This is a genomic window from Actinomycetospora endophytica, from assembly GCF_021026375.1.
Classification (GTDB): Bacteria; Actinomycetota; Actinomycetes; order Mycobacteriales; family Pseudonocardiaceae; genus Actinomycetospora; species Actinomycetospora endophytica.
The window spans coordinates 1,075,611-1,098,212 of the sequence record NZ_JAJNDB010000001.1 but is presented as its reverse complement, the minus strand read 5'-3'; the positions used below and the strand labels follow the sequence as shown (position 1 = coordinate 1,098,212).

The following is a 22,602-nucleotide window of genomic DNA, read 5'->3' as shown; positions in this document are numbered from 1 at the left end:
TTCCGCGGTTCGCACTCACCCATCGCGGTCCCCCAACCCCGGACCTCATTGCCCCATGTGTTCCGGATCACCTATCGTCCTCTTCGAATTGCGTGTTCTCAAGGCTCGCTGTACTGGGGGCGATAGGGATGCACGACGCGACTCGGGCCCTGCTGCGACTCTGGGACGTCACGGACGACGCCGTGGCCCACCTCGGGGCCGAGGACTGGAGCCTGCCGCTCGTGCCGTCCGGATCGCCGGGCGCGGTGGCCGCCGCGGTGCTGGGCACGGGAGGCACGGACGTCACCGACCTCGTCACCCACCTCACCGGCGTGCACTACGCCGGGCCCGACCGGCTGCGCGAGGCGCTCGCCGAGGCCCACGAGCGCGCGGAGCGGTCCGCCCTGTCGTCGGCCCCGTCCGGACGGGTGCTCGAGGCGCAGTGCCTCGACATGTGCCTGCACACCCACGACCTGTACGAGGCGCTCGGGATCGAGCTCGACCCGGACATCGCGTGCCCCGCGGCGCTCGAGGCGTGCCGGCTGGTCAGCGAGTTCGTGCCGCGGCTGCTCGCCCGGTCCTCACCCCGCCCGACGTGCCTGCACCTGCTCGTCCGGGCCTGGCCGGGCGGTCCCGTCGAGATCGACCGGACGCTGCGGGTGGGCGACGGCGCCGCGGTCCCGACGGCGGAGGTGGACGCCGACGCCGACGCCTTCCTGCTGCTGCTCTCCGGGCGGCGCCCGGCGGGCGAGCTCGCCGAGCAGGGCCGCGTCGCGTGGAGCGGGCGGACGGCGGCCTCGCTGGTCGGGGTCTAGTTCGCCTCGCGCCGGCGCAGCAGGCTCACGAACGCGATCGCGGCGAGGACCGCGACGATCACCGAGAACGCCACCGCCGACGCCACGAGCCCGAACGCGGCCGACGCGAGCCCCTCGCCGATCACCGGCAGCGAGATCGCGATGTAGAGGACCAGGAAGAAGCTCGACGCCACCTCGCTGCGCCGCTCCGGCGGGCTGCCCGCGCTCACCGCCTGCAGCCCGGCGCGGAAGCTCATCCCCTGGCCGACCCCGGCCACGGCCGCGCCGGCGATCAGCAGCCCCAGCGACGCCAGCGCGACCGAGAGCCCGACGACCAGCACCCCGATCACCAGGCCGGCGCAGCCGACGAGCAGCGCCGGGCGCTCGCCCAGCCGCGACGACGCGATCTGCCCGAGGGCCGACGGACCGAGCAGGCAGAACACCACGAGGCCGGTGACGAGGTGGTTCGAGATGTGGAGGATCTGGCCGACGAAGGTCGGCGAGACGGCGGTGAACAGGCCGAGCACCGCGAAGCCGGCGAACCCCGCGATGGCGGCGCGGACGAACACCCCGCGGACCTCCGCCGGAACCGACACCCGCTGCGGACGCCAGGACACCGGCCCGTCGGTGGTCTCGATCGGCTCCACGATCGCGAGCAGGAACACGCCCACGACCAGCACGAGCACGATGTGCACGGCGTACGACAGGTAGAGCGGCGCCGGGGCGTACTGCGCGAGCGCGCCCGCGAGCACCGGCCCGAGCCCGAGACCGAGCATGTTCACCACGGCCGCGAGCAGGCTGTACCGCTGCTGGCGGCCCTCGGGGGCGAGGTCGACGAGGGTGGCGGTGGCCGTTCCCGTGAAGATGCCCGCCGAGAGCCCCGACAGGACGCGGCCGACGAACAGGGTCGGGATCTCGCCGGGGATGAGGAACACCGCGCTGGAGATCGCGGCCAGCGCGAGGCCGGGCAGCAGGACCCGTCGGCGCCCGATCTGGTCGGAGAGCCGGCCGAAGAGCAGCAGCGCGGCGGCGACACCGACCGCGTAGGCCGCGAAGATCAGGGTGACCATCACGCCGCCGAACCCGAGCTGCTCCTCGTAGATCGGGTAGAGCGGCGTCGGCATCGTCGCGCCGAGCATGGTGATCAGGAAGGCGGCGGCGACGACGGCGGCCGCGGCCGGTCCGCGCAACCGGGTCCGGCTCCCCGTGGTCTCGGTGGACGCGCTGATGACGAGCCTCCGTCTCCTGGGCACGACAGGTCGGCGTGAGTGTGCCCGGATCATGGCGGCGCCACCCCCACCCGATCGACCGGGGTGATCAGGCCGTCCGGGCGCGCGAGAATGACCGCGTGCCCGGTTACGACGTCGCCGCGTTCCGCGCCCGCTTCCCCGCGCTGGATCGGGGGTACGCGCACTTCGACGGGCCCGGTGGCTCGCAGGTTCCCGCCGACGTCGGCCGGGCGGTCGCGGACACCCTGACGGCGCCGATCGCCAACCGGGGCCGGATCACCCCCGCGGAGCGCTTCTCCGACGACGTCGTGGTCGGCGCGCGCGAGGCGATGGCCGACCTGCTCGGCGCCGACCCGCGCGGGGTCGTCTTCGGCCGCAGCATGACCGCCCTGACCGTCGATCTCGCGCGGACCCTCGCCGCGGCGTGGGGACCCGGCGACGAGGTCGTCGTGACCCGCCTCGACCACGACGCCAACATCCGGCCGTGGGTGCTCGCCGCCGAGCGGGCGGGTGCGACGGTGCGGTGGGTCGACTTCGACCCGACGACGACCGAGCTGACCGCCGACGACGTCGCCGCGCAGCTCTCCGACCGCACGCGCCTCGTCGCCGTGACCGGCGCGTCCAACCTCGTCGGGACCCGGCCGCCGGTCCCGGAGATCGCCGCCCGGGTGCACGCGGCGGGTGCCCTCCTCGTGGTCGACGGCGTCCACCTCACAGCACATGCCGCCGTCGACGTCCCGGCCCTCGGCGCGGACGTCTTCCTGTGCTCGCCCTACAAGTTCCTCGGGCCGCACTGCGGGGTGCTCGCCGCCGACCCGGCGTGGCTGGAGACGCTGCACCCCGACAAGCTGCTGCCGTCGACGGACGCCGTCCCGGAGCGGTTCGAGCTGGGCACGCTGCCCTACGAGCTGCTCGCCGGGACGACGGCGGCCGTGGACGTCCTCGCGTCGCTCGGTCCTGATACGGGTTCCCGTCGGGACCGGCTGGTCGCGGGGATGGCGGCGGTGGAGGCCCACGAGGACCGGCTGCGAGCTCGCATCGAGACCGGCCTGAGCTGGATTCCCGGCGCCGAGGTGCTCTCGCGGGCCGCCCACCGGACCCCGACGCTGCTCGTCCGCGTGCCCGGCGGGGAACGCCGCGCGCACGAGGCGCTGGCCGAGCGCGGGGTGTTCGCGCCCGCCGGGTCCTTCTACGCACTGGAGGCCTCGCGCCGGCTCGGCCTCGGTGACGACGGGGCGCTGCGCCTCGGGCTGGCGCCCTACTCCGACGACGAGGACGTCGACCGGCTGCTCGACGCCCTGGCGACCATCACGGGAGGTAGTTGATGCCCGAACGCATCCACCTGCGGCGCGCGAAGGGCTGGCGCAAGCCGGAGGGCGCGATCACCGTCGCCCGCCCGTCCGCCTGGGGGAACCCGTTCCGGCTCGGCGGGACGGTCCGGGCCGACGACGACGGCGACGTGGAGGTCACCCTCGACCGCGACACCATGATCGCGCTGTACCGCCGGTGGTTGGCGGAGCAGCCGGCGATGGTCGAGAAGGCCCGCGCGGAGCTCGCCGGTCACGACCTCGCCTGCTGGTGTCCGCTCGACGAGCCGTGTCACGCAGACGTACTGCTCCGAGTGGCCGCCGGCGGTGATCCATAAGCGCCCGATGCAGTAGTGCACTACCGCAGACGTCCCCAGCGGCACTGCTCACTCTCAGTGGGCATGAAGACTCTCGCGCAGCGCCCGTCCGTGATGGCCGGCGTCGTCCTGTTCGCCCTCTTCGGCATCGTCGACGTGCTCAGTCCCTGGATTTTCCCGGCTCCGGCGTCGGCTCCACCCATCGCGAACACCCTGACCCTGATCGCCGGGGTGATCGCCCTCGTCGTCCTGGCCGTCTGGCTCGCGACGTCGTCCCGGGTGGCGATGTGGATCGGAGTGGTGATCCGCGTGATCGGGGGCGTGTTCTCGATCATGGCGTTCACCGATCCGACGGCGTCCACCGGCTTCGTCGTCGCGAACGTGATCTACCTGGCGCTCACGATCGTCGCCATCGTGCTGGTCGCGCCCACGTTGCGCGCCCGGGTGTCGTCGCCGGCGGTGCCCGCGGGCTGACGTCGAGGATCTGACCCGTCCCGGGCGTCCCGGGAGGGGCTGTCTCAGCGCCTGTCCGAAATGGTGCACTCCCGGCGGGGCGGGATCCCTCCGTGAGCGGAGCGTTGCCCGGTGGTGACATCACAGTCACAAGCACTTCCGACAGTGGATGAACTCGTCACCCACTGGCGCCTCGGAGGTCCCATGACCGCGACACCGTCCGTCACCGCGACCTCACCCCCGGAGCACGACGGCCGGCTCGCGGACAACGCGCTGGGCCTGCCGTCGGTGCTGTTCTGCATCGTCACGGGGGCCGCCCCGCTGACGGCGATGTTGTTCAACGTCCCGGTCTCGGTCAACGGCGGCGGGTGGGCGACGCCGGCCGCGTTCTTCATCGCCACGGTGTCGCTGACGATCTTCTCGGTCGGCTACATCGCGATGGCGCGGCGGGTGACGAGCGCCGGCGGGTTCTACACGTTCGTCAGCCGCGGGCTGGGACGCGTGATCGGGCTGGGGTCGGGCCTGCTCATCGCGCTCTGCTACATGATCTTCGTCGGCGCCGTGATCGGGGTGATGGGCTACTTCGCGGCGACGACCGTCGAGGCGTTCACCGGCCTCGCGATCCCGGCCTGGGCCTACATGGCGGTCGGGCTCGCCATCATGAGCCTGCTCGCGTGGTTCCACATCGAGCTCACCGCGAAGGTCCTGGGCGTCATGCTCATCGCCGAGGTGCTCGCGCTCGTGGTGCTGTCGGTGGCGGTGTTCGCCCACGGCGGCGCCCAGGGGTTCTCGCCGCAGCCGTTCAACCCCGCCGCGGTCTTCGGCAACCCCGGGGCGCTCCAGATCTTCGGGACGACCGCGGCCGGTATCGCGCTGTTCGCGGCGTTCTGGTCGTGGGTCGGCTTCGAGATGGCGCCGAACTACGCCGAGGAGTCCCGCGAGCCGCACCGGATCGGCGCGATCGCGACGTACGGCTCGGTGATCGGCCTCGGCGTCTTCTACATGATCGTCTCGTACGCCTTCGTGACCGGCTGGGGCCTGACCGGCAGCGTCCAGGCGGTGTCCGACCAGCTCAACGGGGTGTTCGCCTCGGCGTTCTACCCGCTCTCGGACCGCTACGTCGGCGGCTGGCTGACCGTCGTCATCGAGATCCTCGCGGTGACCAGCTCGTTCGCGTGCGCGATGGCGTTCTACAACACCTCGTCGCGGTACCTGTTCGCGCTCGGGCGCGAGGGGGTCCTGCCCCGGGTGCTCGGGCGGACCTCCTCGCACCGCAGTCCCGGGGTCGCCGCCATGACGACCACCGTCGTCGTCGCGCTGTACTGCCTCGGATTCGTCCTCTACGACCCCTCCACCGAGGGGGCGCTGACCAAGCTCGGCACCTGGTCGCCGCTGCTCGGGGTGCTGGGCATCCTCGCCGTCCAGGCGCTGGTGTGCGTCGCGATCATCCGGTACTTCCTGACGACGGCCCGCGACGGCTTCCGGGTGTGGAGCACGCTGCTCGCCCCGATCATCGGGTTCGTCGCGATGGTCGGCGCCTGCTACCTGCTCATCGACAACCGCGCCGCGCTCGCCGCCGCCGAGGGCGTCCCGTTCATCACGGTGCTGCCCTACGTCCCGCTGGTGATCTTCGCGATCGGCGTGGTCGTCGCGCTGGTGCTGCGCGCCCGCCGGCCCGCCGTCTACGCCGGCCTGGGCCACTTCTCCCTCTCCGACCCGGTGCTCGACGCGCCCGATCCCGACCAGGAGGTGCCGGCATGACCGCACTCGAGGAACCCCGCACCGCGACCGTCCACCCGCTCGAGCCGCTCTCGGCCGAGGAGGTCGCCGCGGCGTCGTCGCTGCTCAAGCAGGCCCGGCGGCTCACCGACAGCGCCCGCTTCGTGTTCGTGGCGCTGCACGAACCGTCGAAGGCCGACCTCGCGTCCGGCGAGGAGCTCCCGCGCGAGGCGGAGGTCGTGCTCTACGAGCGTGCCGAGCGGATGCTCTACGAGGGCGTCGTCTCGCTGACCGCGGGCACGGTCGTCTCCTGGCAGGCCCGGCCCGGCGTGCAGGCCCCGGTGATGGCCGAGGAGTTCTTCGCGACCGAGGACATCGTGCGGGCGGACCCCCGCTGGCAGGAGGCGATGACCCGGCGCGGGCTCACCGACTTCGACCTGGCGATGATCGACCCCTGGGCGTCGTCGTGGACGGGGCCCCAGGACGACCCGTCGGCACGGCGGATCGTCCGGCCGTTGACCTGGATGCGCTCCGCCCCCGGCGAGCACGGCTACGCCCGGCCGGTCGACGGCCTCGTCGTCACCGTGGACCTGGACCGGCGCGAGGTCGTCGAGGTGGAGGACTTCGGCGTCGTCGACCTGCCCCCGCAGCCCGCGAACTACGAGCAGCCGTGGATCCACGACCCGGCCAACGTGCCGCGCGTCGAGACGATCCGCGACGACGTCAAGCCCATCCACATCACCCAGCCCGAGGGGCCGAGCTTCACCGTGGACGGGCACGCGGTGAGCTGGCAGAAGTGGCACCTGCGGATCGGGTTCACCCCGCGCGAGGGCCTGGTGCTGCACCAGGTCTCCTACGACGACCACGGCACCCGCCGCCCGATCCTGCACCGGGCCTCGCTCGCCGAGATGTACGTGCCCTACGGCGACCCGGCGCCCACGCACCGGTTCAAGAACGTCTTCGACCAGGGCGAGTACGGCGTCGGGTGGCTCGCGAACCCGCTGACGCTCGGGTGCGACTGCCTCGGGCACATCCACTACTTCGACGGCGTCGTGAACGACCAGGACGGCGGCGCGGTCACCATCCCGAACGCGATCTGTATGCACGAGGAGGACACCGGGATCGCGTGGAAGCACACCGACTTCCGCACCGAGGCCGTCGAGGTCCGTCGTCGCCGGCGCCTGGTGATCTCGTCGATCGTCACCGTCGGGAACTACGAGTACGGCTACTTCTGGTACCTCTACAACGACGGCATGATCGAGTACGAGGTCAAGCTGACCGGCGTGATCTCGACGGGGGCCATCCCGATCGGCGAGACGCCGGAGCACGGCACCCTCGTCGCGCCCGGCCTCTACGGCCCGCACCACCAGCACTTCTTCTGCGTCCGGCTCGACATGACCGTCGACGGGGCCGCCAACACCGTCACCGAGATCGACTCGGTGCCGTCGCCGCGCGGGCCGGCGAACCCGCACGGCAACGCGTGGGTGACGACGCGGACCCCGGTCACCTCCGAGGCGGTGGGGGCGCGCGACACGGCACCGTCGAAGGCGCGGTTCTGGAAGATCGAGAGCGCGACCGAGACCGGCCCGACCGGGGCGCCGACCGCCTACGCCCTGATGCCGGGCTCGACCGTGCCGCCGATGTACTCGCCCGAGGCGCTGTTCGCGCCGCGGTCGGGGTTCACCGAGCACACCGTCTGGGTGACCGCGCACGACCCCGCGCAGCGGTTCGCGGCCGGCGACTACCCGCTGCAGGCGCCGGTCGGGGCGGGGCTGCCCACCTACCTCGACGGCGATCGTCCGCTCGAGGGCACCGACGTCGTGGTCTGGTACACGATGGGCGCCCACCACGTGGTGCGTCCCGAGGACTGGCCGGTCATGCCGGTGTCGACGATCGGGTTCATGCTCCGGCCGTCCGGCTTCTTCGACGGGAACCCGGCGCTGGACCTGCCGCCGATTGCACCCGACACCTGCCGCTGAGTCGCCGCCGCCCCCTCCCGTGGGACGAACGACTCGTTCGTGCACGTAGACGCCACCAACGAGTCGTTCGTCCCGAGTCGGCGCTGGCACGGTTCCCCCGATCGGGCTACGGTGCCGCCGACTCCGGGGGGTGGCTCGATCGTGGGGGAAACGACGGCGCGCGCGGACAGGCGGTGCGCGGCGGGGCAGTCTCGCCGTGTGACTGGTGTGGCGGCTGTGGTTCTTGTGGGTGCCCTGATGGCCGGGTGTGGGCAGAGCGCGCCCGCCCCGGGCACGCCGGATCCGTCGTCGGCACCCGCCGCGGCCGGTTCGCTGCCGGCCTCGGTGACGAAGGTGCTGCCGACCGCCTATGAGCGGCTGGCGAGATCGGCGGACTCCCTCGACCCCACGAAGGGCTACCCGCGCTCCGTCGACGGCGGCAAGTCCTCGTGGACGACGAAGCCGGTCGACGACTGGACCTCCGGGTTCTTCCCGGGCGAGCTCTGGCTGGCCCGCGACCTCACCGGCGACCAGGCGTGGACCGCCCGCGCCCAGCGCTGGACCGCGCCGATCGCGTCGCAGATCCACCGCACCGACACCCACGACCTCGGGTTCGTCGTCGACGACAGCTTCGGCGAGCAGGTGCAGGCCACCGGGCAGGGCGCGGACGACGTCGTCACCGCCGCGCGCTCGCTGGCCACCCGCTACTCCCCGAAGGTCCACGCGATCAAGAGCTGGGACACCGACGGCGAGGACGACAAGCGCGGCTCCTGGCGCTTCCCGGTCATCATCGACACGGCGATGAACCTCGAGCTGCTCGACCACGCGTCGACGCTGCCGGGCGGCGACCCGGCCTGGAAGGACATCGCGACCCAGCACGCGCTCACCGCGTCGCACACGAACATGCGCCCCGACGGCAGCATCGCCCACGTCGCGGTGTTCGATCCGGACACCGGCGCGTTCCTCAAGCGCGACACCTGGCAGGGCGCGGCGCCCGACTCCACCTGGTCCCGCGGCCAGGGCTGGGCGATCCACGGGTTCGCCGCCCAGGCCCGGGCGGCGAACAACCCGGAGCTGAAGGCTGCCGCGCAGAAGGCCGCCGACTGGTGGCTCGCGCACACCTCGCCCGGCAACCGCGTGCCGCCGTGGGACTTCTCGAAGCCGACCGAGGAGCGCGACACGTCCGCGGCCGCCGTCGCCGCGTCCGGGCTGCTCGACCTCGCCGACCAGGTCGGCGGGGCCGACGGCGCCCGCTACCGCCAGGCGGCCGCCGAGACCCTCGACGAGCTGGCGACGAAGGAGGTGGCCCCGTCGGGCCCGGCCCTGCTCGCGCACGCGACGGGCGGGAAGCCGCAGGACAGCGAGGTCGACGTCGGCCTGGTCTACGGCGACTACTACTTCCTCGAGGCGGCCAGGCGCTGGACGGTCCCCGCCGCGACCTGAGTGCGCGCGTCGTAGGCGGCCCGCGCCGCGTCGACGTCGGAGATGTGGGTCTCGGCCCAGTCCTCGAGCGCCTGCGCCACGCCGAGCAGGCTGCGGCCCAGGGTGGTGAGCTCGTAGTCGACCCGCGGCGGCACCTCGGCGTGCACGGTGCGGGTCAGCAGCCCGTCGCGCTCGAGGCCCCGGAGGGTCTGGGTGAGCATCTTCGGGGTGATCCCGCCGATGCGCGCCGCGATCTCGCCGTGGCGCAGGGTGCCCCCGGCGAGGACGTGCACGACGAGGACGCTCCAGCGGTCCCCGATGCGGTCCAGCACCTGCCGGCTGGGGCAGTTCGCGGCGAACAGGTTGCCTCTCACCAGGACACTATCCATCAGGTATGCACCGCACTTCAAGGTGCCTGCTCTCCGTGGGGAAGTACCCGTCGCGTCGAACGGTTGGCGACGACGAGGGGCCGCGCCGGCGGCCGTCGTCGTGAGGAGATCCGCCGTGTACGTCGTCACCGGAGCCACCGGAGCACTCGGCCGCCTGGCCGTCGAGGCGCTGCTCGAGCGCGTCCCGGCCGCCGAGGTGCGCGCCACCGGCCGCCGCATCGAGGCGCTCGACGACCTCGCCGCGCGCGGCGTCGACGTGCGCCGCGCCGACTACGACGACCCGGCGTCGCTCGCCGCCGCGTTCGAGGGCGCCACGCGCGTGCTGTTCGTGTCCGGCAGCGACGCGGGCGCCCGGATCGAGCAGCATCGCGCCGTCGTCGAGGCGCTGGCGACGGCGGGCGTCGAGCTCGCCGCGTACACGAGCATCCTGCACGCGCAGTCCTCGGACATGATCCTCGCGGGCGAGCACGCCGCGACCGAGAAGATGCTCGCCGCCGCGGGCGTGCCGTCCGTGCTGCTGCGCAACGGCTGGTACGTCGAGTACTTCACGGCGAACCTGGCGGTGGAACTCGAGCAGGGCGTCGTCGGGGCCTCCGGCGACGGCCGGTTCGACGCGGCGACCCGCGCCGACTACGCCGAGGCCGCCGTGGCGGCGCTGACCGGCGGGGCGTCCGCCGGCGACGTCCTCGAACTGGGCGGACCCGGCTTCACCCGCGCCGAGCTGGCCGCCGAGATCGGCCGCGCGGCGGGCCGCGAGGTCACCTACACCGACCTGGGCGTCGCGGGCTTCACCGAGGCGCTCGTCGCGGCGGGCCTCCCGGAGGGCTTCGCGACGGTGCTCGCCGACTCCGACCGCGGTGCCGCGGCCGGGCTCCTCGCGGCCCCCGGCGACGACCTCACCCGGCTCCTCGGCCGCCCGGCGACCCCGTGGACCGCGGTGATCGATGCCGCCGTGCGCGAGGTCGTCGCTCCCGCCTGAGCAGGGGGAGTGCCGGTAGTGTCCGGGTCGTGAGCGCCGCCTCCGCCGAGCCCGGGTCGTCCGCGCCCCGGCCGTACGAGAGCGTGCTGCTCGTCTACAACCCGAACAGCTCCGGCGGCGGGGAGGGCAAGGCGCACACGCTGGCCCGCGACCTGCGCGGGCTCGCCCCGGACCTCCACGTCGACCTGGTGCCGACGGAGTACGCCGGGCACGCGCGGCGGATCGCGGAGAGCGCGGCGCGGACCTACCGGCCGCTCGTGGTGTCGGTCTCCGGCGACGGCGGCTACAACGAGGTCGTCGACGGGGCGATGGCCGCGGGCGACGGGCTGCACACCGGCACCGTCGTCGCGGTCACCTCCGCCGGCAACGCCAACGACCACCGCCGCGTCACCCGGCGTCGACCCCTGGCCGAGGGGATCGCGGAGGGCGTCGTCGAGCAGCTCGACGTGCTGCGGCTGACCGTCGGGCCGAACCCGCCGCGCTACGCCCACTCCTACATCGGCCTCGGCATCACGCCCGTCGTGGCGCTCTCGCTCGAGCGCAGCGGCAAAGGCTCGCTGCGCGAGATCGTGGCGACCGGCCGGGAGTTCCTGCGCTTCCGGCCATTCGAGATCGAGCTCGAGGCGTTCGAGGGGCAGGCCGACCACGGGGTCGGCGTCGGCGAGTTCCTCGGGCGGCACTGCTACGACAGCCTGATCCTCGCCAACCTCTCCGAGATGGCGAAATACGTGCGGCTCTCGGACACCGGCGACCCGGCGGACGGCCGCTTCGAGATCGTCGCGATCCCCCATCGGGGCCGTTTCCGGCTGCTGCTCACGGGCATCCGGGCCGCATGGCAGGGGCTGGGCTGGCAACCGAGTGCCCGGCGGTTGCGGTTCCGCACCATCGACGTGCTCCCGCTCCAGCTCGACGGCGAGGTGATCACGTTGCCGGCCGACACCCCGGTGGTGATCGAACTGGTGCCGGGCGCCCTCGCCACGGTGCGCTGAGATGAGCGCGGCGGAGGACCTCGCCGCGGAGCGGTCCGCCACCGAGGCCCGGATCGCCGCCCTCGAGGCGCAGGTGGCGGGGATCGTCGAGACCGCGTCCGCGAGCTCCGGCGACGACGAGCACGACCCCGAGGGCCAGACGATCGCCTACGACCGCGCCCAGGCGCAGGCCCTGCTCGACCGCGCGCGGGCGGACCTGGCGGAGGTGGACGCGGCGGTCGGACGGCTGGCGGCCGGGACGTACGGCATCTGCGAGGTGTGCGGGCGCACGATCCCGGGCGAGCGCCTGGAGGCCCGGCCGGCCGCGCGGCGGTGTGTGCGGCACGCCTGACCCCAGTTGTCAGCGATGCGGCGGCGCTGACGCTGGACGTCAGCAACTCCACATCCTCACGGGCGCTGGTAGGGCACCCCGACCTCGCGCGGCGCCTTCTCCCCGGCCGCCGCGACGTAGCGCGCCTCCGCCTCGCCCGCGGCGCCGCCACCGAGCCCGGTCTCCCCGAGCAGCCCGGCCAGCGGATCCCGGTGGGCGTCACGCTCGTCGTCGGGAACCCAGGTGAGCAGCAGCCGCGCCTCCAGCCACGCCGTGAGCCGGGACTCGTCGGCCTTCGGCAGGATCACCTCGGCGGCCCAGGTCGGGGCCAGCGCCAGCTCGTCGAGCAGCAGACCGGCCGCGACCCGGCGCAGCCGCGACACCCCGCAGCGGTAGAGGTCCTGACGGCGGACGCGGTTGCGCAGCATCCGCGCCTCGCCCAGCTCGAGCAGCCGCAGCTCGGCGTGGGGGTGCGCCGCCCCGCCCAGCGTCGGGAGCACCGACGGCGGTGCCCACCACGCGAGGAACCCGGGCGCCCCGGGCAGCGCTGCCACGGTCGCGTCCAGATCCTCGGGTACGGCGGTGAGTGCGGCGCCGGCCTCCTCGGGGGTCACGCCCACCAGTCTCCCGCGCCGCGCGAGGGGAGGATCCGGCCGCTCTAGCCGACCGAGGGCTACCCTCGTGACGGAGCGGAGCGGGACCGCAGCGCCCCCGCCAGCGCCGCCGCCCCCACCGCGGCCACCGGCACGAGCAGCAGCCCGGTCCCGACCGACGACGCGTCCGCGATCGCCCCGATGATCGGCGGCGTCGCGAGGAACCCCAGCCGCGCGAGGAACCCCACCACGGCGATCCCGTCCCCGGCGCGCACCCCGGGCACCGCCCCGGCCGCGGCGAACGCCAGCGGGAAGAGCGTCGCGACCCCAAGCCCGGCCAGCGCCCAGCCCGCGATCGCCGCCGCCGGGTGTGCCAGGAGCAGCGCCGCAGCCAGTGCCACCGCGGCCAGCGACGCCCCGACCCGCGCCACCCGCACCGCGCCGTACCGGTCCACCACCCGGTCCCCGGCGAGCCGTCCGACGGTCATCGTCACCTGGAACGCCACGAACGGCAGGCCCGCGACGAAGGCCCCGGCCCCGAGGTCGTCGCGCAGGTAGACCGCACCCCAGGACGCCGAGGAGTCCTCGACGGCCCCCGAGCAGACCATCAGCCCGGCGACCGCGAGCAGCGGCGCCACGACCCGCCAGGACGTCACCACCGAGCGCAGGCCGGAGCCGGAACTCGAGGGGGCATCCGGGACGGCGTGCTCCGGCGGCAGCAGCGCCCGCCACGCCACCGCCGACGTCACGACCAGCACCACGCCGACGACCGCGAGATGCACCGTCACCGGGATCCCCAGGCCCGCCGCGCCCGCCCCGAGCAGGCCGGCGCCGACCGCGGCGAGGCTCCAGGTGGCGTGCAGCCCGTTGATGATCGAGCGGCCGTAGCGCTCCTGCACCACCAGCCCGTGCGCGTTCATCGCCGCGTCGGTCCACGCGTCGGTGACGCCGAGCAGGAACAGGGCCCCGACGAGCGCCCACCACGACGGGGCCAGCGCCACCAGCGGGAGCATCGCCGCCCCGACCAGCGAGACCCCGGCCGCGACCCGGCCACTGCCCCACCGCGTGATCAGCGGCCCGGCCAGCACCCCGACGAGCAGCGCCGCACCCGGGAACGCGGCGATCGCGGTGCCGAGCTCGGTGTTCGACAGCTCCAGCCCGTCGCGCAGCGCGGGGAAGCGGGGGACGAGCGAGTTGTACGCCGTTGACCGCGAAGAGCGCCATGACGGCGCCGCGGGCACGTCGGTCGGTCCGGGTCGGGAGCCCCGTCACGTCCAGGTGTCCGCGCGGCGCGCCACGGCGTAGGTCTCCTCGACGGCGGCCGGGGACAGCCGGTCACCGCGGCTGCGCAGCGCACGGATCAGGTCGCCCGCGCGCGCGACGATGACGCCGCGTGGCCGGGTCTGGGAGATGATCGTGGCCGCGACGACGGCGATGACGGGTGTCACCGGCGGCGGGTCCAGCACCTCGTCGAACCCGGCGGCGAGCGCGATGGCCTCGGCGAGCCGGTCGTGGACCTCCTCGGCGAGGGTGCGGATGCGGGCCAGGTCCATGGGCGTGCCGTCGACGTCGAGGCCGTTCGTGAAGGTGCGCACCTTCCCGCCGGGGTGGTGGCGGACCTCGACGACGAACACCCCGGGCGGGCCGATGACGAGGTGGTCGAGGGTCACGGTCTCGCTGCCCACGGCCATGTCGATGCCGTGCAGCATGTGCCAGCGGCCGCCGCGCCCGATGCTCTTGGCGACGGGCGCCTCGACCTCGCGGCGCAGCGCGTCGGCGACGGCGTGCCTGCCGTCGGCCTGCAGGCGCAGCGCGGTGTCCCGCTCCCGCTGACCCGCGGCACGGGCCCGTGACGCGGCGCGGAGGAGTCCGTGATCCGGCCCGTGGCGGGCGATGTCCTCGAAGTCGTCGTACCGCTCGGTCTCGTCGTGGGTCGACCGGCGCCCGGTGTCGGTGAAGGCGTCGGCGCGGAACCCGTCGGCGCTGTCGGCCGACCAGCCGCCCGAGGTCGCCGGCGTGCCCGCCTCCAGCGCGGCGGTGGGTTCCTGACGGCGGGCGGGCGCGGCGGAGCGCGTGCCGCCGCCCGGGCGGCCTCCCCCGCTCGGGCGGGGGAAGCGGAGCGTGTCGGTGAGGCGCTGCCGGCGGCTCGGCGACTGCCCGTCGTCGGCCGGGAACCCCGGGAACCGGTCCAGCCCGTGTGCCTCGAGCCATTCGTCGAGCTCGGCGGTGAACGTCGCGCGGAACGACGGCGCGACGTCGGAGACCTCGCCGGTCTCGAGGTCGTACGTGCCCAGTCGGCTGCCGTAGGGCGAGGTGACGACGATCCGGTCGCCGCGTCCCAGGCGCGTCCGGCGAGCGGGCATCAGGCCTCCCGTCCTTCGTGCGTGTCGAGCCAGCGGGTGATGTTGTCGTGCTCCACCCGGGTGAGCTGGCGGACCGCGTCGACCACCGCACCCTCGATCAGCCCGCCGGCCAGCGGGATCGCGACCGTCACGGCCACGTCGACCGCCAGCGTGCAGCCCGATCCGGGCGTCCCGGACACCCTCATGGTGCCCTCTGCGCGGACCGGTGCGAGCGGAACCGAGACCTCGACCTCACCGGCGCAGCACGACGGTGACAGCCGCCACCGTTCGGTGCGGCGCAGCACCAGACCGCCGGTGAGCAGGCGTCCGATGGCCGGGGGCACCTGGCCGGTGGGGATCGGCTGGCGGACGACGACCTCGACCTTCCCGTCCCGCACGGTCCCGGTCAGCTCGTGGCGCTCGACCTCCCCGCCGCCGCCCGCGTCGAGGCGCGCGCGGTGGAAGTCGGGGTCGGCCAGCGCGGTGGCGAACTCCGCCACGTCGTGCGCGTAGTCCCGGCTGGCCCGCAGGCGGGTGGTCACGGCGGGTCACCCTAGGTGCCGCGGCGCCCGCTCACGAGCGGTTCTCCGACGGTCCCGATCCATGCGAACATGTGTTCGTGTCCGGCGTGCGGGGCGGGGGGCGAGGCGAGCGGAGCGACGGGGGTCCGGCGGCGGCGACGATCCTGCACGCCGATCTCGACGCCTTCTACGCCTCGGTCGAGCAGCGCGACGAGCCGGACCTGCGCGGCCGCCCCGTCATCGTCGGCGGTGGCGTGGTGCTCGCGGCCAGCTACGAGGCCAAGGCGGCGGGGGTGCGCACCGCGATGAACGGTCGCCAGGCCCGCGCGCTGTGCCCGGGCGCGGTGGTGGTGCCACCGCGCATGGAGGCCTACTCGGCGGCGAGCAAGGACGTCTTCGCGATCTTCCGGGACACCACGCCGCTCGTGGAGGGGATCTCGGTCGACGAGGCGTTCCTCGAGGTCTCCGGGCTCGCCCGCCTGGTCGGCACCCCGAAGGACATCGCGGCCCGGCTGCGCGGGCGGGTCCTCGCGGAGGTGGGTCTGCCGATCACGGTCGGTGTCGCCCGGACGAAGTTCCTCGCGAAGGTGGCGAGCGGCGTCGCCAAGCCCGACGGCCTGCTCGTCGTCGACCCCGACGGCGAGCGGGACTTCCTGCACCCGCTGCGCGTGGAGCGGCTCTGGGGCGTCGGTCGGGTGACCGCGGGGCGGCTGCACGCGATGGGCGTCCACACCGTCGCCGACGTGGCCGACCTCGGCGAGCCGGCGTTGGTGTCGCTCATCGGGCGGGCCGCCGGGCGCCACCTGCACGGCCTCGCCACGTTCTCCGACCCGCGGGCGGTCACGCCGGGGGTGCGGCGGCGCTCGATCGGCTCGCAGCGCGCGCTCGGGCGGGGGCGGCGCTCGCCCGAGGAGCTGGACACCATCCTCGCCGGGATCGTGGACCGGCTGGGCCGACGGCTGCGCGACGGCGACCGCGCGTGCCGCACGGTGGTGCTGCGGCTGCGGTTCGACGACTTCGCCCGCGTCACCCGCTCGCACACCCTCCGAGCAGCGACGACGCAGACCGCGCCGATCCACGGGGCGGCCCGCGAACTGCTGACCGAGGCCATGCCGATGATCCTCGACCGCGGGATCACGCTCATCGGCCTGTCGCTGGCCAATCTGTCCGGCGACGACCGCGAGCAGCTCGAGCTGCCCCTCGACGCGCGCGAGGAGCCCCGGCCCGCCCTGGCCGGCGCCGGGACCGACGACACCCCGCGGGACCCCCACGCCCTCGACCGCACGCTCGACGCGGTGCGCGCCCGCTTCGGGGCGGCCGCGGTCAACCGCGCGACGCAGCTCGGACGCGACCCCGGGGTGTCCGTGCCGCTGCTGCCGGAGCACGAATAGATCTTGGTCGTCGGGTGTCTCCCTCTGAGACACGGACCCCTTGCACGACAGGCGCCGAACGGTCCCCGTAGTGCTCTGACCTGCGACGAACGGCAGCCGGACCGAGTTCGGCGGCGATGTGCAGGATCTGCACATACAAACGGTGATGTTGACCACACCGCTCGCCGGGCGTTCAGTGACTCACGTCTCGCCGGGGTCTACCCGGCGACGGACGCCGAACGGCCCGACCGCCACCGGGCCGACCGCGGAGCAACCGCTCCGAGGGGGCGACTCCGGAGCACCACGGGCGAGCGGGAGGGAGGCGCGCATGACGGATCGCACGAGCACCCGCGACGCCGGCACCGGCCGCTCCCTCAAGACCGCCGCCGAGGCCCTCACCGCCCTCCGCTTCCTGGGCGCGGCCCCGGGCGGGGTCACCGCGGAGGCGCTGGGCGTGGAGCTCGGCAAGAGCGCGGCGACCGCCCGCTACCTGCTCAACACCCTCTGCCAGGAGGGCTACGCCCGGCGCGAGGGGCACACCGGCGTCTACCGGCTCTCCGACGCCCCGCCGTGGGGCGACGCCTGGGGCGGCCTCTTCGGCGACGCGGCCCCCGCCGAGCCCGAGGAGGACCCCGAGCCCGGGATGGCGGAGGTCGTCGACCTCGACGAGGCGCGCGACGCCCTGCGTCCGCTGCGCCGCGAGGACGACCCGGTGAGCCGCTACGAGCTCCCGGAGAGCCTGGCCGACGCCGTCACCGAGCTCTACTGGCGCACCCGGCAGCGCTCCTACCTCGCCCGCTGGGACGGCGACGCGACGGTCATCGTCGACGCCCGCGGCCACCAGGGCCTCGCCCGCATCCCCGACCTGCGCGAGCGCATCCCGGTCGCCCAGGCCCACGCGCTGGCCGTGACCAAGGCGCTGGTCGCGACCTCGTCGGAGATCGAGGAGCTGCTCCTCGCCGAGACCGACCGGACGGCCTTCACCGCCACGACGATCACCACGACCCCCGGCCTGGCGCGCGAGCTCGCCCGCGTCCGCCGTGAGGGCGTCGCGATCGACCGCGAGGAGTTCGCGGAGGGCTTCTGCTGCGTCGGTGCGCCGATCATCGCCCCCGACGGCCGGGTCGCCGCGAGCATCGCGGTGTCCAGCCCCGCCCGGCGCTTCGCGCAGGACTCGGACGCGCTGACCGACGCCGTCCGAGACGTCGCCGCGACCGCGATGCGCGAGTGGCGCGCGCGGGTCGCCGCCACCGGCTCCGCCGCCGCCGAGCGGCCGGCGGGGCGCACCGACCACCTGGCGACCGAACAGCACGGACCGGGCGGGACCGGTCCGCCGAGGAGGTGAGGGAGAGGCACCACCCCGGTCCGGCCGACGCCGGGCCTCCCGGGGACGCCGACAGCCGTCGGGTCCCCATCGCTGGTTCTATCGAGGAGGAAAGATGAGCCGTCAGAGTTTGGCGAAGGCTCACCAGAAAATCCAGGAACTCTCCTGGGAGCCGCAGTACCACGAGCCGTACATGAAGTACGGCACGGACTACACCTTCACGAAGGCTGCGAAGAAGGACCCGCTGAAGCAGGTCCTCCGGTCCTACTTCCCCATGCAGGAGGAGAAGGACAACCGCGTCTACGGTGCCTCGGACGGCGCGATCCGCGGCAACATGTTCCGCCAGGTGCAGGAGCGCTGGCTGGAGTGGCAGAAGCTCTTCCTGTCGATCATCCCGCTGCCCGAGATCTCGGCGGCGCGCTCGATGCCGATGCTGTTCCAGGCGGTTCCGAACCCGGAGCTGCACAACGGCCAGGCGATCCAGATGATCGACGAGGTTCGTCACTCGACGATCCAGCAGAACCTCAAGCGCCTGTACATGAACAACTACATCGACCCGGCGGGCTTCAACAACACCCTCCGGAACTTCCACTCGGACTACTGCGGCACCATCGGCCGCCAGTTCGCCGAGGGCTTCATCACCGGTGACGCGATCACCGCGGCCAGCATCTACCTGACGATCGTCGCCGAGACGGCCTTCACGAACACCCTGTTCGTGGCCATGCCGGCCGAGGCGGCCGCCAACGGTGACTACCTGCTGCCGACGGTGTTCCACTCGGTCCAGTCGGACGAGTCGCGCCACATCTCGAACGGCTACGCCACGCTGCTCATGGCGCTGTCGGACGAGGACAACCGCCAGCTCCTCGAGCGCGACCTCCGTTACGCGTGGTGGAACAACCACCGCGTCGTGGACGCCGCGATCGGTACGTTCATCGAGTACGGCACGAAGGACCGCCGCAAGGACCGTGAGTCCTACGCGGAGATGTGGCGTCGTTGGATCTACGACGACTACTACCGGGCCTACCTGCTGCCCCTCGAGAAGTACGGTCTGGTGATCCCCCACGACCTCATCGAGGAGTCGTGGAACCAGATCTGGAACAAGGGCTACGTCCACGAGGTCGCGCAGTTCTTCGCCACCGGTTGGCTCGCCAACTACTGGCGCATCGACGGCATGACCGACGAGGACTTCGAGTGGTTCGAGTACAAGTACCCGGGCTGGTACGACCGCTACGGCAAGTGGTGGGAGAACTACAACCGCCTGTCGCGGCCGAACGGGCACCACGCGATCGTCGCCGAGGACGTCGACTACGTGTACCCGCACCGTTGCTGGACCTGCATGGTCCCGTGTCTGGTGCGCGAGGACATGGTCGTCGACAAGGTGGACGGCCAGTGGCGCACGTACTGCCACGAGGCCTGCCGTTGGACGGACGCCGTGGCGTTCCGGCCGACGTACCAGGGCCGTGACACCCCCAACATGGGCAAGCTCGTCGGCCACCGCGAGTGGGAGACGCTGTACCACGGTTGGAACTGGGCCGACGTCATCTCGGACATGGGCTTCGTCCGCGACGACGGCAAGACCCTCACGGCGCAGCCGCACCTCGATCTCGACCCGAAGAAGATGTGGACGCTCGACCACATGCGGCGCATGCCGCACGTGGCCAGCCCCAACGTCATCCTCAACGAGATGAGCGACTCCGAGCGCGAGGCGTTCGTGGCGGACTACAACGCCCAGGGCCCCGCGGGCCGTCCGGCGGGCGCCAAGTCCTGATCGGGCTCACCTGATCAGCACTGCACGACCCGCGGGGAGGACCGGCCGTTCCCGGTCCTCCCCGCGGTACCCGGGCCGCGCCCGCCGGCGCGGCCCTTGCCTTCCCCGGACGCGCTGCGTCCGCTCAGTCCTCCCCGGCCGGGACCCCTTCGTTGTCGCAACCCCTACCGCAAGGAGTCAGTCGTCGATGGGTGACAAGCACCGGGTCCGCTTCGAACCGGTCGGTATCGAGATCGAGGTCGACGAGGACCAGACGATCTTGCGTGCCGCCTTCGAGCAAGGCGTGCAGCTCATGCACGGCTGCAAGGAAGGCCAGTGTGCCGCCTGCAAGTCCTTCGTCCTCGAGGGCGACATGGACGAGATCGAACTGGACCGCTACTCGACCTTCGCCCTCCCCGACATGGAGCGGGAGGAAGGCCAGACCCTGCTCTGCCGGGCGCACGCCTACGACGACCTCGTGATCGAGCTCCTCAACTACGACGAGGAGGTGCTGCGCTCCGGCCTGCCGGTGCGCAAGGGGACGGTCGAGGTGCTCTCGAACGAGCCGGTGACGCACGACATGCGCCACCTGGTGGTCCAGCAGGTCGCCGGCGAGGACATCAAGTTCTTCCCCGGCCAGTACATGGACTTCATCCTGCCGGACTCGGGGGAGAGCCGGTCGTTCTCCATGGCCAACATCCCGAACCGCGAGGGGCGGTTCGAGTTCGTCATCAAGATCTACCCGGACGGCCTGTTCTCGCAGTTCCTGGAGAACCAGGTCTCGATCGGGGACCGCCTGGAGGTCGAGGCCCCGTTCGGGACCTGCACCCTGCGGGACAGCCGTACCTCGGACATCGTCTTCGTCGGCGGCGGCGCCGGAATGGCTCCGCTGCTCGGGCTGCTGCGCGCCCTCGCCGAGAAGGAGACCGAGCGGAAGGCCGTCCTCTACTACGGGGCCCGCACCAAGGCCGACCTCTGCTTCGAGAAGGAGCTCCACGCCCTCGAGGAGGAGCTCCCCTCGTTCCGCTACGTGCCCGCCCTCTCGGAGCCCGACGGCACCGACTGGGACGGCGCGACCGGCCTCATCACCGACGTGGTCCGCGAGAACGAGCCGGACCTGAAAGGCAGGGATGCCTATGTGTGCGGGCCGCCGCCGATGGTCGACGCGGCGATCGCCCTGCTGACACAACGCGGTGTGGACGAACGACACATCTACTTCGACAAGTTCACGACGACCGGAGAGCCAGAGGACGAGGGCAACACATGACGACAGCCGAGAGCAGCGAACGCAGTGTTCCGAAGCCGGTGTTCACCGACGCCGAGGCGGGGGCGAAAGAATTCCCCGACTCCGGTCCGTCGGCCCGCCGCTACAACTACTTCAAGCCCGCGAAGCGCAAGCAGACCCACTACGAGGACGTCACCGTCGAGGTCCAGCCGGACCCCCGCCACTACCTGACCCAGGGCTGGATCTACGGCTTCGCCGACGGCTCGAACGGCTACCCGCTGACCTGGACCAAGCTCAAGGCCTGGGGCGTCGACGACCCCGAGCCCGTGCGTGGCCCCGGTTCCGGCGGCAAGCCGGTACAGAACTGGCCGGCCCACGGCTGGCACGAGTTCCGTGATCCCAACGAGGAGTGGGAACTCACGATGTACCGGTACAACGCCAACGTTGTCCGGCAGGTGACCCAGAACGTCGAGAACGCCCGCACCACGAAGGCGTTCGAGCAGTGGACCCCGAACTGGACGCGCTTCGTCGAGCGCAACGTCGGCGCCTGGATGCACATCGAGCACATCCTCGGCCTGTACGTGTTCGCGGCGAGCAACCGTTCCGGCCCGACGAACATGCACAACACGGCCATGGCCGTGAACAGCGAGCACAAGATTCGCTTCGCGCAGGACCTCGCGCTCTACAACCTCACCCTCACCGAGGAGATCGAGGGCTTCGACGGCACCGCGCACCTCGAGGCCTGGAACTCCGACGCCGAGTGGCAGGGCGTCCGCAAGGTCACCGAGGCACTGACCGCGGTGAACGATGACTGGGGCGAGATGATCTTCGCCACCAACATCATCTTCGAGCCGCTGCTCGGGGAGCTCTTCCGGTCGCGCCTGGTCATGCAGGCCGCCGCCGGCAACGGCGACTACGTCACCCCGACCGTCGTCGGCTCCGGCGAGTACGACTACGCCCAGCGCGATCTGCGCTGGTCGCAGGCCTGCTTCGGGCCGCTCACCCAGGACCGCGAGTTCGCGGAGCACAACAAGACCCTGATGAACGGCTGGCTGCAGAACTGGGTGCCCCAGTGCCTGGAGGCGGCCCGCCAGCTGCAGCCCCTGTGGTCGCAGCCCGACGCCAAGCCGCCGCGGTTCGAGGACAGCCTCGACCAGGCCAAGAGCCGCTTCTCCGGGATCCTGACGGATCTCGGCCTCGAGACCCCGAAGGAGCTCTCCCAGTGACCCAGTTCAAGACGGCCGAGAGCCCGTACAAGCAGAACAACACCGAGTCCGGCATGGCCGGCGTGACCCTGATGAACAACCAGGTCGGCGTCGTCGTCGCCGAGGTCATGGACCGTCAGGACAACGTCACGGTCCAGCACCTCCCCGCGATGATCCGCGTGGACTGCGTGGGCCGGATGGACTTCGTCTATGCGGACATCTCCGAAGCACTCGGCGAGGAGCCCGACTTCTACGACGCCGCCGAGTTCGAGGAGAACATGTCGACCCACTACGGGAAGATGATCCACATGGATGACCGGACCGTGATGTTCGGGAATCTGGAGGAGGCCGCCGAGTTCATCGGCGACATGCTCCCGCCCGTGGTGAACCCGAAGTAGCACCACTCCACCACCGGATACGCACATCGGAT

22 protein-coding genes are annotated in these 22,602 nt (G+C 72.6%); 16 read left to right on the top strand and 6 right to left on the bottom strand.

What is annotated here, in order from left to right; all coding sequences use genetic code 11:
- Nucleotides 1–128 precede the first annotated feature (128 nt).
- Nucleotides 129–794, top strand: a complete 666-nt coding sequence (locus LQ327_RS05385; protein WP_230730487.1) for a hypothetical protein — start codon at nucleotides 129–131, stop codon at nucleotides 792–794.
- Here LQ327_RS05385 and LQ327_RS05380 read toward each other — a convergent pair.
- Complete coding sequence (locus LQ327_RS05380) at nucleotides 791–1,963, bottom strand: MFS transporter (protein WP_230730486.1); 1,173 nt, start codon at nucleotides 1,961–1,963, stop codon at nucleotides 791–793. The genes LQ327_RS05385 and LQ327_RS05380 overlap by 4 nt on opposite strands.
- Nucleotides 1,964–2,121: 158 nt before the next feature.
- Here LQ327_RS05380 and LQ327_RS05375 point away from each other — a divergent pair, with 158 nt between their 5' ends.
- The 6 genes from LQ327_RS05375 to LQ327_RS05350 all read left to right on the top strand — a co-directional run bounded on the left by LQ327_RS05375 (nucleotide 2,122) and on the right by LQ327_RS05350 (nucleotide 9,199).
- Nucleotides 2,122–3,327 carry a cysteine desulfurase-like protein gene (locus LQ327_RS05375; RefSeq protein ID WP_230730485.1) on the top strand — a complete coding sequence of 402 codons (1,206 nt, stop codon included), beginning with the start codon at nucleotides 2,122–2,124 and terminating at the stop codon, nucleotides 3,325–3,327.
- On the top strand, nucleotides 3,327–3,647 hold the full coding sequence (locus tag LQ327_RS05370) for a DUF4326 domain-containing protein (RefSeq protein ID WP_230730484.1): 321 nt from the start codon (nucleotides 3,327–3,329) through the stop codon (nucleotides 3,645–3,647). Before LQ327_RS05375 ends, LQ327_RS05370 begins: the two co-directional genes overlap by 1 nt.
- A 63-nt stretch (nucleotides 3,648–3,710) precedes the next feature.
- Complete coding sequence (locus LQ327_RS05365; RefSeq protein ID WP_230730483.1) at nucleotides 3,711–4,100, top strand: hypothetical protein; 390 nt, start codon at nucleotides 3,711–3,713, stop codon at nucleotides 4,098–4,100.
- A 183-nt stretch (nucleotides 4,101–4,283) separates the two neighbouring features.
- Nucleotides 4,284–5,840 carry an APC family permease gene (locus LQ327_RS05360; protein WP_230730482.1) on the top strand — a complete coding sequence of 519 codons (1,557 nt, stop codon included), beginning with the start codon at nucleotides 4,284–4,286 and terminating at the stop codon, nucleotides 5,838–5,840.
- Complete coding sequence (locus LQ327_RS05355) at nucleotides 5,837–7,777, top strand: primary-amine oxidase (RefSeq protein ID WP_230730481.1); 1,941 nt, start codon at nucleotides 5,837–5,839, stop codon at nucleotides 7,775–7,777. Before LQ327_RS05360 ends, LQ327_RS05355 begins: the two co-directional genes overlap by 4 nt.
- Before the next feature lie 237 nt (nucleotides 7,778–8,014).
- Nucleotides 8,015–9,199: a glycoside hydrolase family 88 protein gene (locus LQ327_RS05350; protein ID WP_230730480.1), complete on the top strand. Its 1,185-nt coding sequence runs from the start codon at nucleotides 8,015–8,017 to the stop codon at nucleotides 9,197–9,199.
- On the opposite strand, the gene LQ327_RS05345 is transcribed toward LQ327_RS05350, so the two are convergent.
- Entirely contained in the window at nucleotides 9,151–9,552 is a 402-nt protein-coding gene (locus tag LQ327_RS05345) for a winged helix-turn-helix transcriptional regulator (RefSeq protein WP_230730479.1), read from the bottom strand. The two genes, LQ327_RS05350 and LQ327_RS05345, sit on opposite strands and share 49 nt — an antisense overlap.
- Before the next feature lie 130 nt (nucleotides 9,553–9,682).
- Here LQ327_RS05345 and LQ327_RS05340 point away from each other — a divergent pair, with 130 nt between their 5' ends.
- The 3 genes from LQ327_RS05340 to LQ327_RS05330 are packed head-to-tail and all read left to right on the top strand — an operon-like array spanning nucleotide 9,683 to nucleotide 11,866.
- Nucleotides 9,683–10,546, top strand: coding sequence for an NmrA family NAD(P)-binding protein (locus tag LQ327_RS05340; protein WP_230730478.1), 864 nt, complete (start codon nucleotides 9,683–9,685; stop codon nucleotides 10,544–10,546).
- A 29-nt stretch (nucleotides 10,547–10,575) separates the two neighbouring features.
- On the top strand, nucleotides 10,576–11,535 hold the full coding sequence (locus LQ327_RS05335) for a diacylglycerol/lipid kinase family protein (RefSeq protein ID WP_230730477.1): 960 nt from the start codon (nucleotides 10,576–10,578) through the stop codon (nucleotides 11,533–11,535).
- A 1-nt stretch (nucleotide 11,536) separates the two neighbouring features.
- Nucleotides 11,537–11,866 (top strand): TraR/DksA family transcriptional regulator, encoded by a 330-nt coding sequence (locus LQ327_RS05330; protein WP_230730476.1) that lies wholly within the window; start codon nucleotides 11,537–11,539, stop codon nucleotides 11,864–11,866.
- 56 nt (nucleotides 11,867–11,922) lie between these two features.
- Here the strand turns inward: LQ327_RS05330 and LQ327_RS05325 are convergent, their stop codons facing one another.
- Genes LQ327_RS05325 through LQ327_RS05310 form a run of 4 tightly spaced genes read right to left on the bottom strand, consistent with a single transcriptional unit; the run spans nucleotide 11,923 to nucleotide 15,322 of the window.
- Nucleotides 11,923–12,459: a hypothetical protein gene (locus LQ327_RS05325; RefSeq protein ID WP_230730475.1), complete on the bottom strand. Its 537-nt coding sequence runs from the start codon at nucleotides 12,457–12,459 to the stop codon at nucleotides 11,923–11,925.
- 59 nt (nucleotides 12,460–12,518) lie between these two features.
- On the bottom strand, nucleotides 12,519–13,679 hold the full coding sequence (locus tag LQ327_RS34565; protein ID WP_230730474.1) for an MFS transporter: 1,161 nt from the start codon (nucleotides 13,677–13,679) through the stop codon (nucleotides 12,519–12,521).
- A 27-nt stretch (nucleotides 13,680–13,706) separates the two neighbouring features.
- The gene (locus LQ327_RS05315) at nucleotides 13,707–14,801 is read right to left on the bottom strand and encodes a nuclease-related domain-containing protein (RefSeq protein ID WP_230730473.1); all 1,095 of its coding nucleotides are present in this window, start codon (nucleotides 14,799–14,801) and stop codon (nucleotides 13,707–13,709) included.
- Complete coding sequence (locus LQ327_RS05310; protein ID WP_230730472.1) at nucleotides 14,801–15,322, bottom strand: DUF2505 domain-containing protein; 522 nt, start codon at nucleotides 15,320–15,322, stop codon at nucleotides 14,801–14,803. The genes LQ327_RS05315 and LQ327_RS05310 overlap by 1 nt, the downstream gene beginning before the upstream one ends.
- A gap of 86 nt (nucleotides 15,323–15,408) precedes the next feature.
- On the opposite strand from LQ327_RS05310, the gene dinB reads away from it, so the two are divergent.
- The 6 genes from dinB to mimD all read left to right on the top strand — a co-directional run bounded on the left by dinB (nucleotide 15,409) and on the right by mimD (nucleotide 22,570).
- Nucleotides 15,409–16,692, top strand: a complete 1,284-nt coding sequence (gene dinB, locus LQ327_RS05305; RefSeq protein ID WP_230733063.1) for a DNA polymerase IV — start codon at nucleotides 15,409–15,411, stop codon at nucleotides 16,690–16,692.
- Between the two features lie 307 nt (nucleotides 16,693–16,999).
- Complete coding sequence (locus tag LQ327_RS05300; RefSeq protein ID WP_230730471.1) at nucleotides 17,000–18,016, top strand: IclR family transcriptional regulator; 1,017 nt, start codon at nucleotides 17,000–17,002, stop codon at nucleotides 18,014–18,016.
- A gap of 94 nt (nucleotides 18,017–18,110) precedes the next feature.
- Nucleotides 18,111–19,763: a ferritin family protein gene (locus LQ327_RS05295; RefSeq protein WP_230730470.1), complete on the top strand. Its 1,653-nt coding sequence runs from the start codon at nucleotides 18,111–18,113 to the stop codon at nucleotides 19,761–19,763.
- A gap of 187 nt (nucleotides 19,764–19,950) precedes the next feature.
- Nucleotides 19,951–21,009: an NADH:ubiquinone reductase (Na(+)-transporting) subunit F gene (locus tag LQ327_RS05290; protein ID WP_230730469.1), complete on the top strand. Its 1,059-nt coding sequence runs from the start codon at nucleotides 19,951–19,953 to the stop codon at nucleotides 21,007–21,009.
- Complete coding sequence (locus LQ327_RS05285) at nucleotides 21,006–22,193, top strand: ferritin family protein (protein ID WP_230730468.1); 1,188 nt, start codon at nucleotides 21,006–21,008, stop codon at nucleotides 22,191–22,193. Before LQ327_RS05290 ends, LQ327_RS05285 begins: the two co-directional genes overlap by 4 nt.
- Complete coding sequence (gene mimD, locus LQ327_RS05280; protein ID WP_230730467.1) at nucleotides 22,190–22,570, top strand: propane 2-monooxygenase effector subunit MimD; 381 nt, start codon at nucleotides 22,190–22,192, stop codon at nucleotides 22,568–22,570. Before LQ327_RS05285 ends, mimD begins: the two co-directional genes overlap by 4 nt.
- Nucleotides 22,571–22,602: the final 32 nt, after the last annotated feature.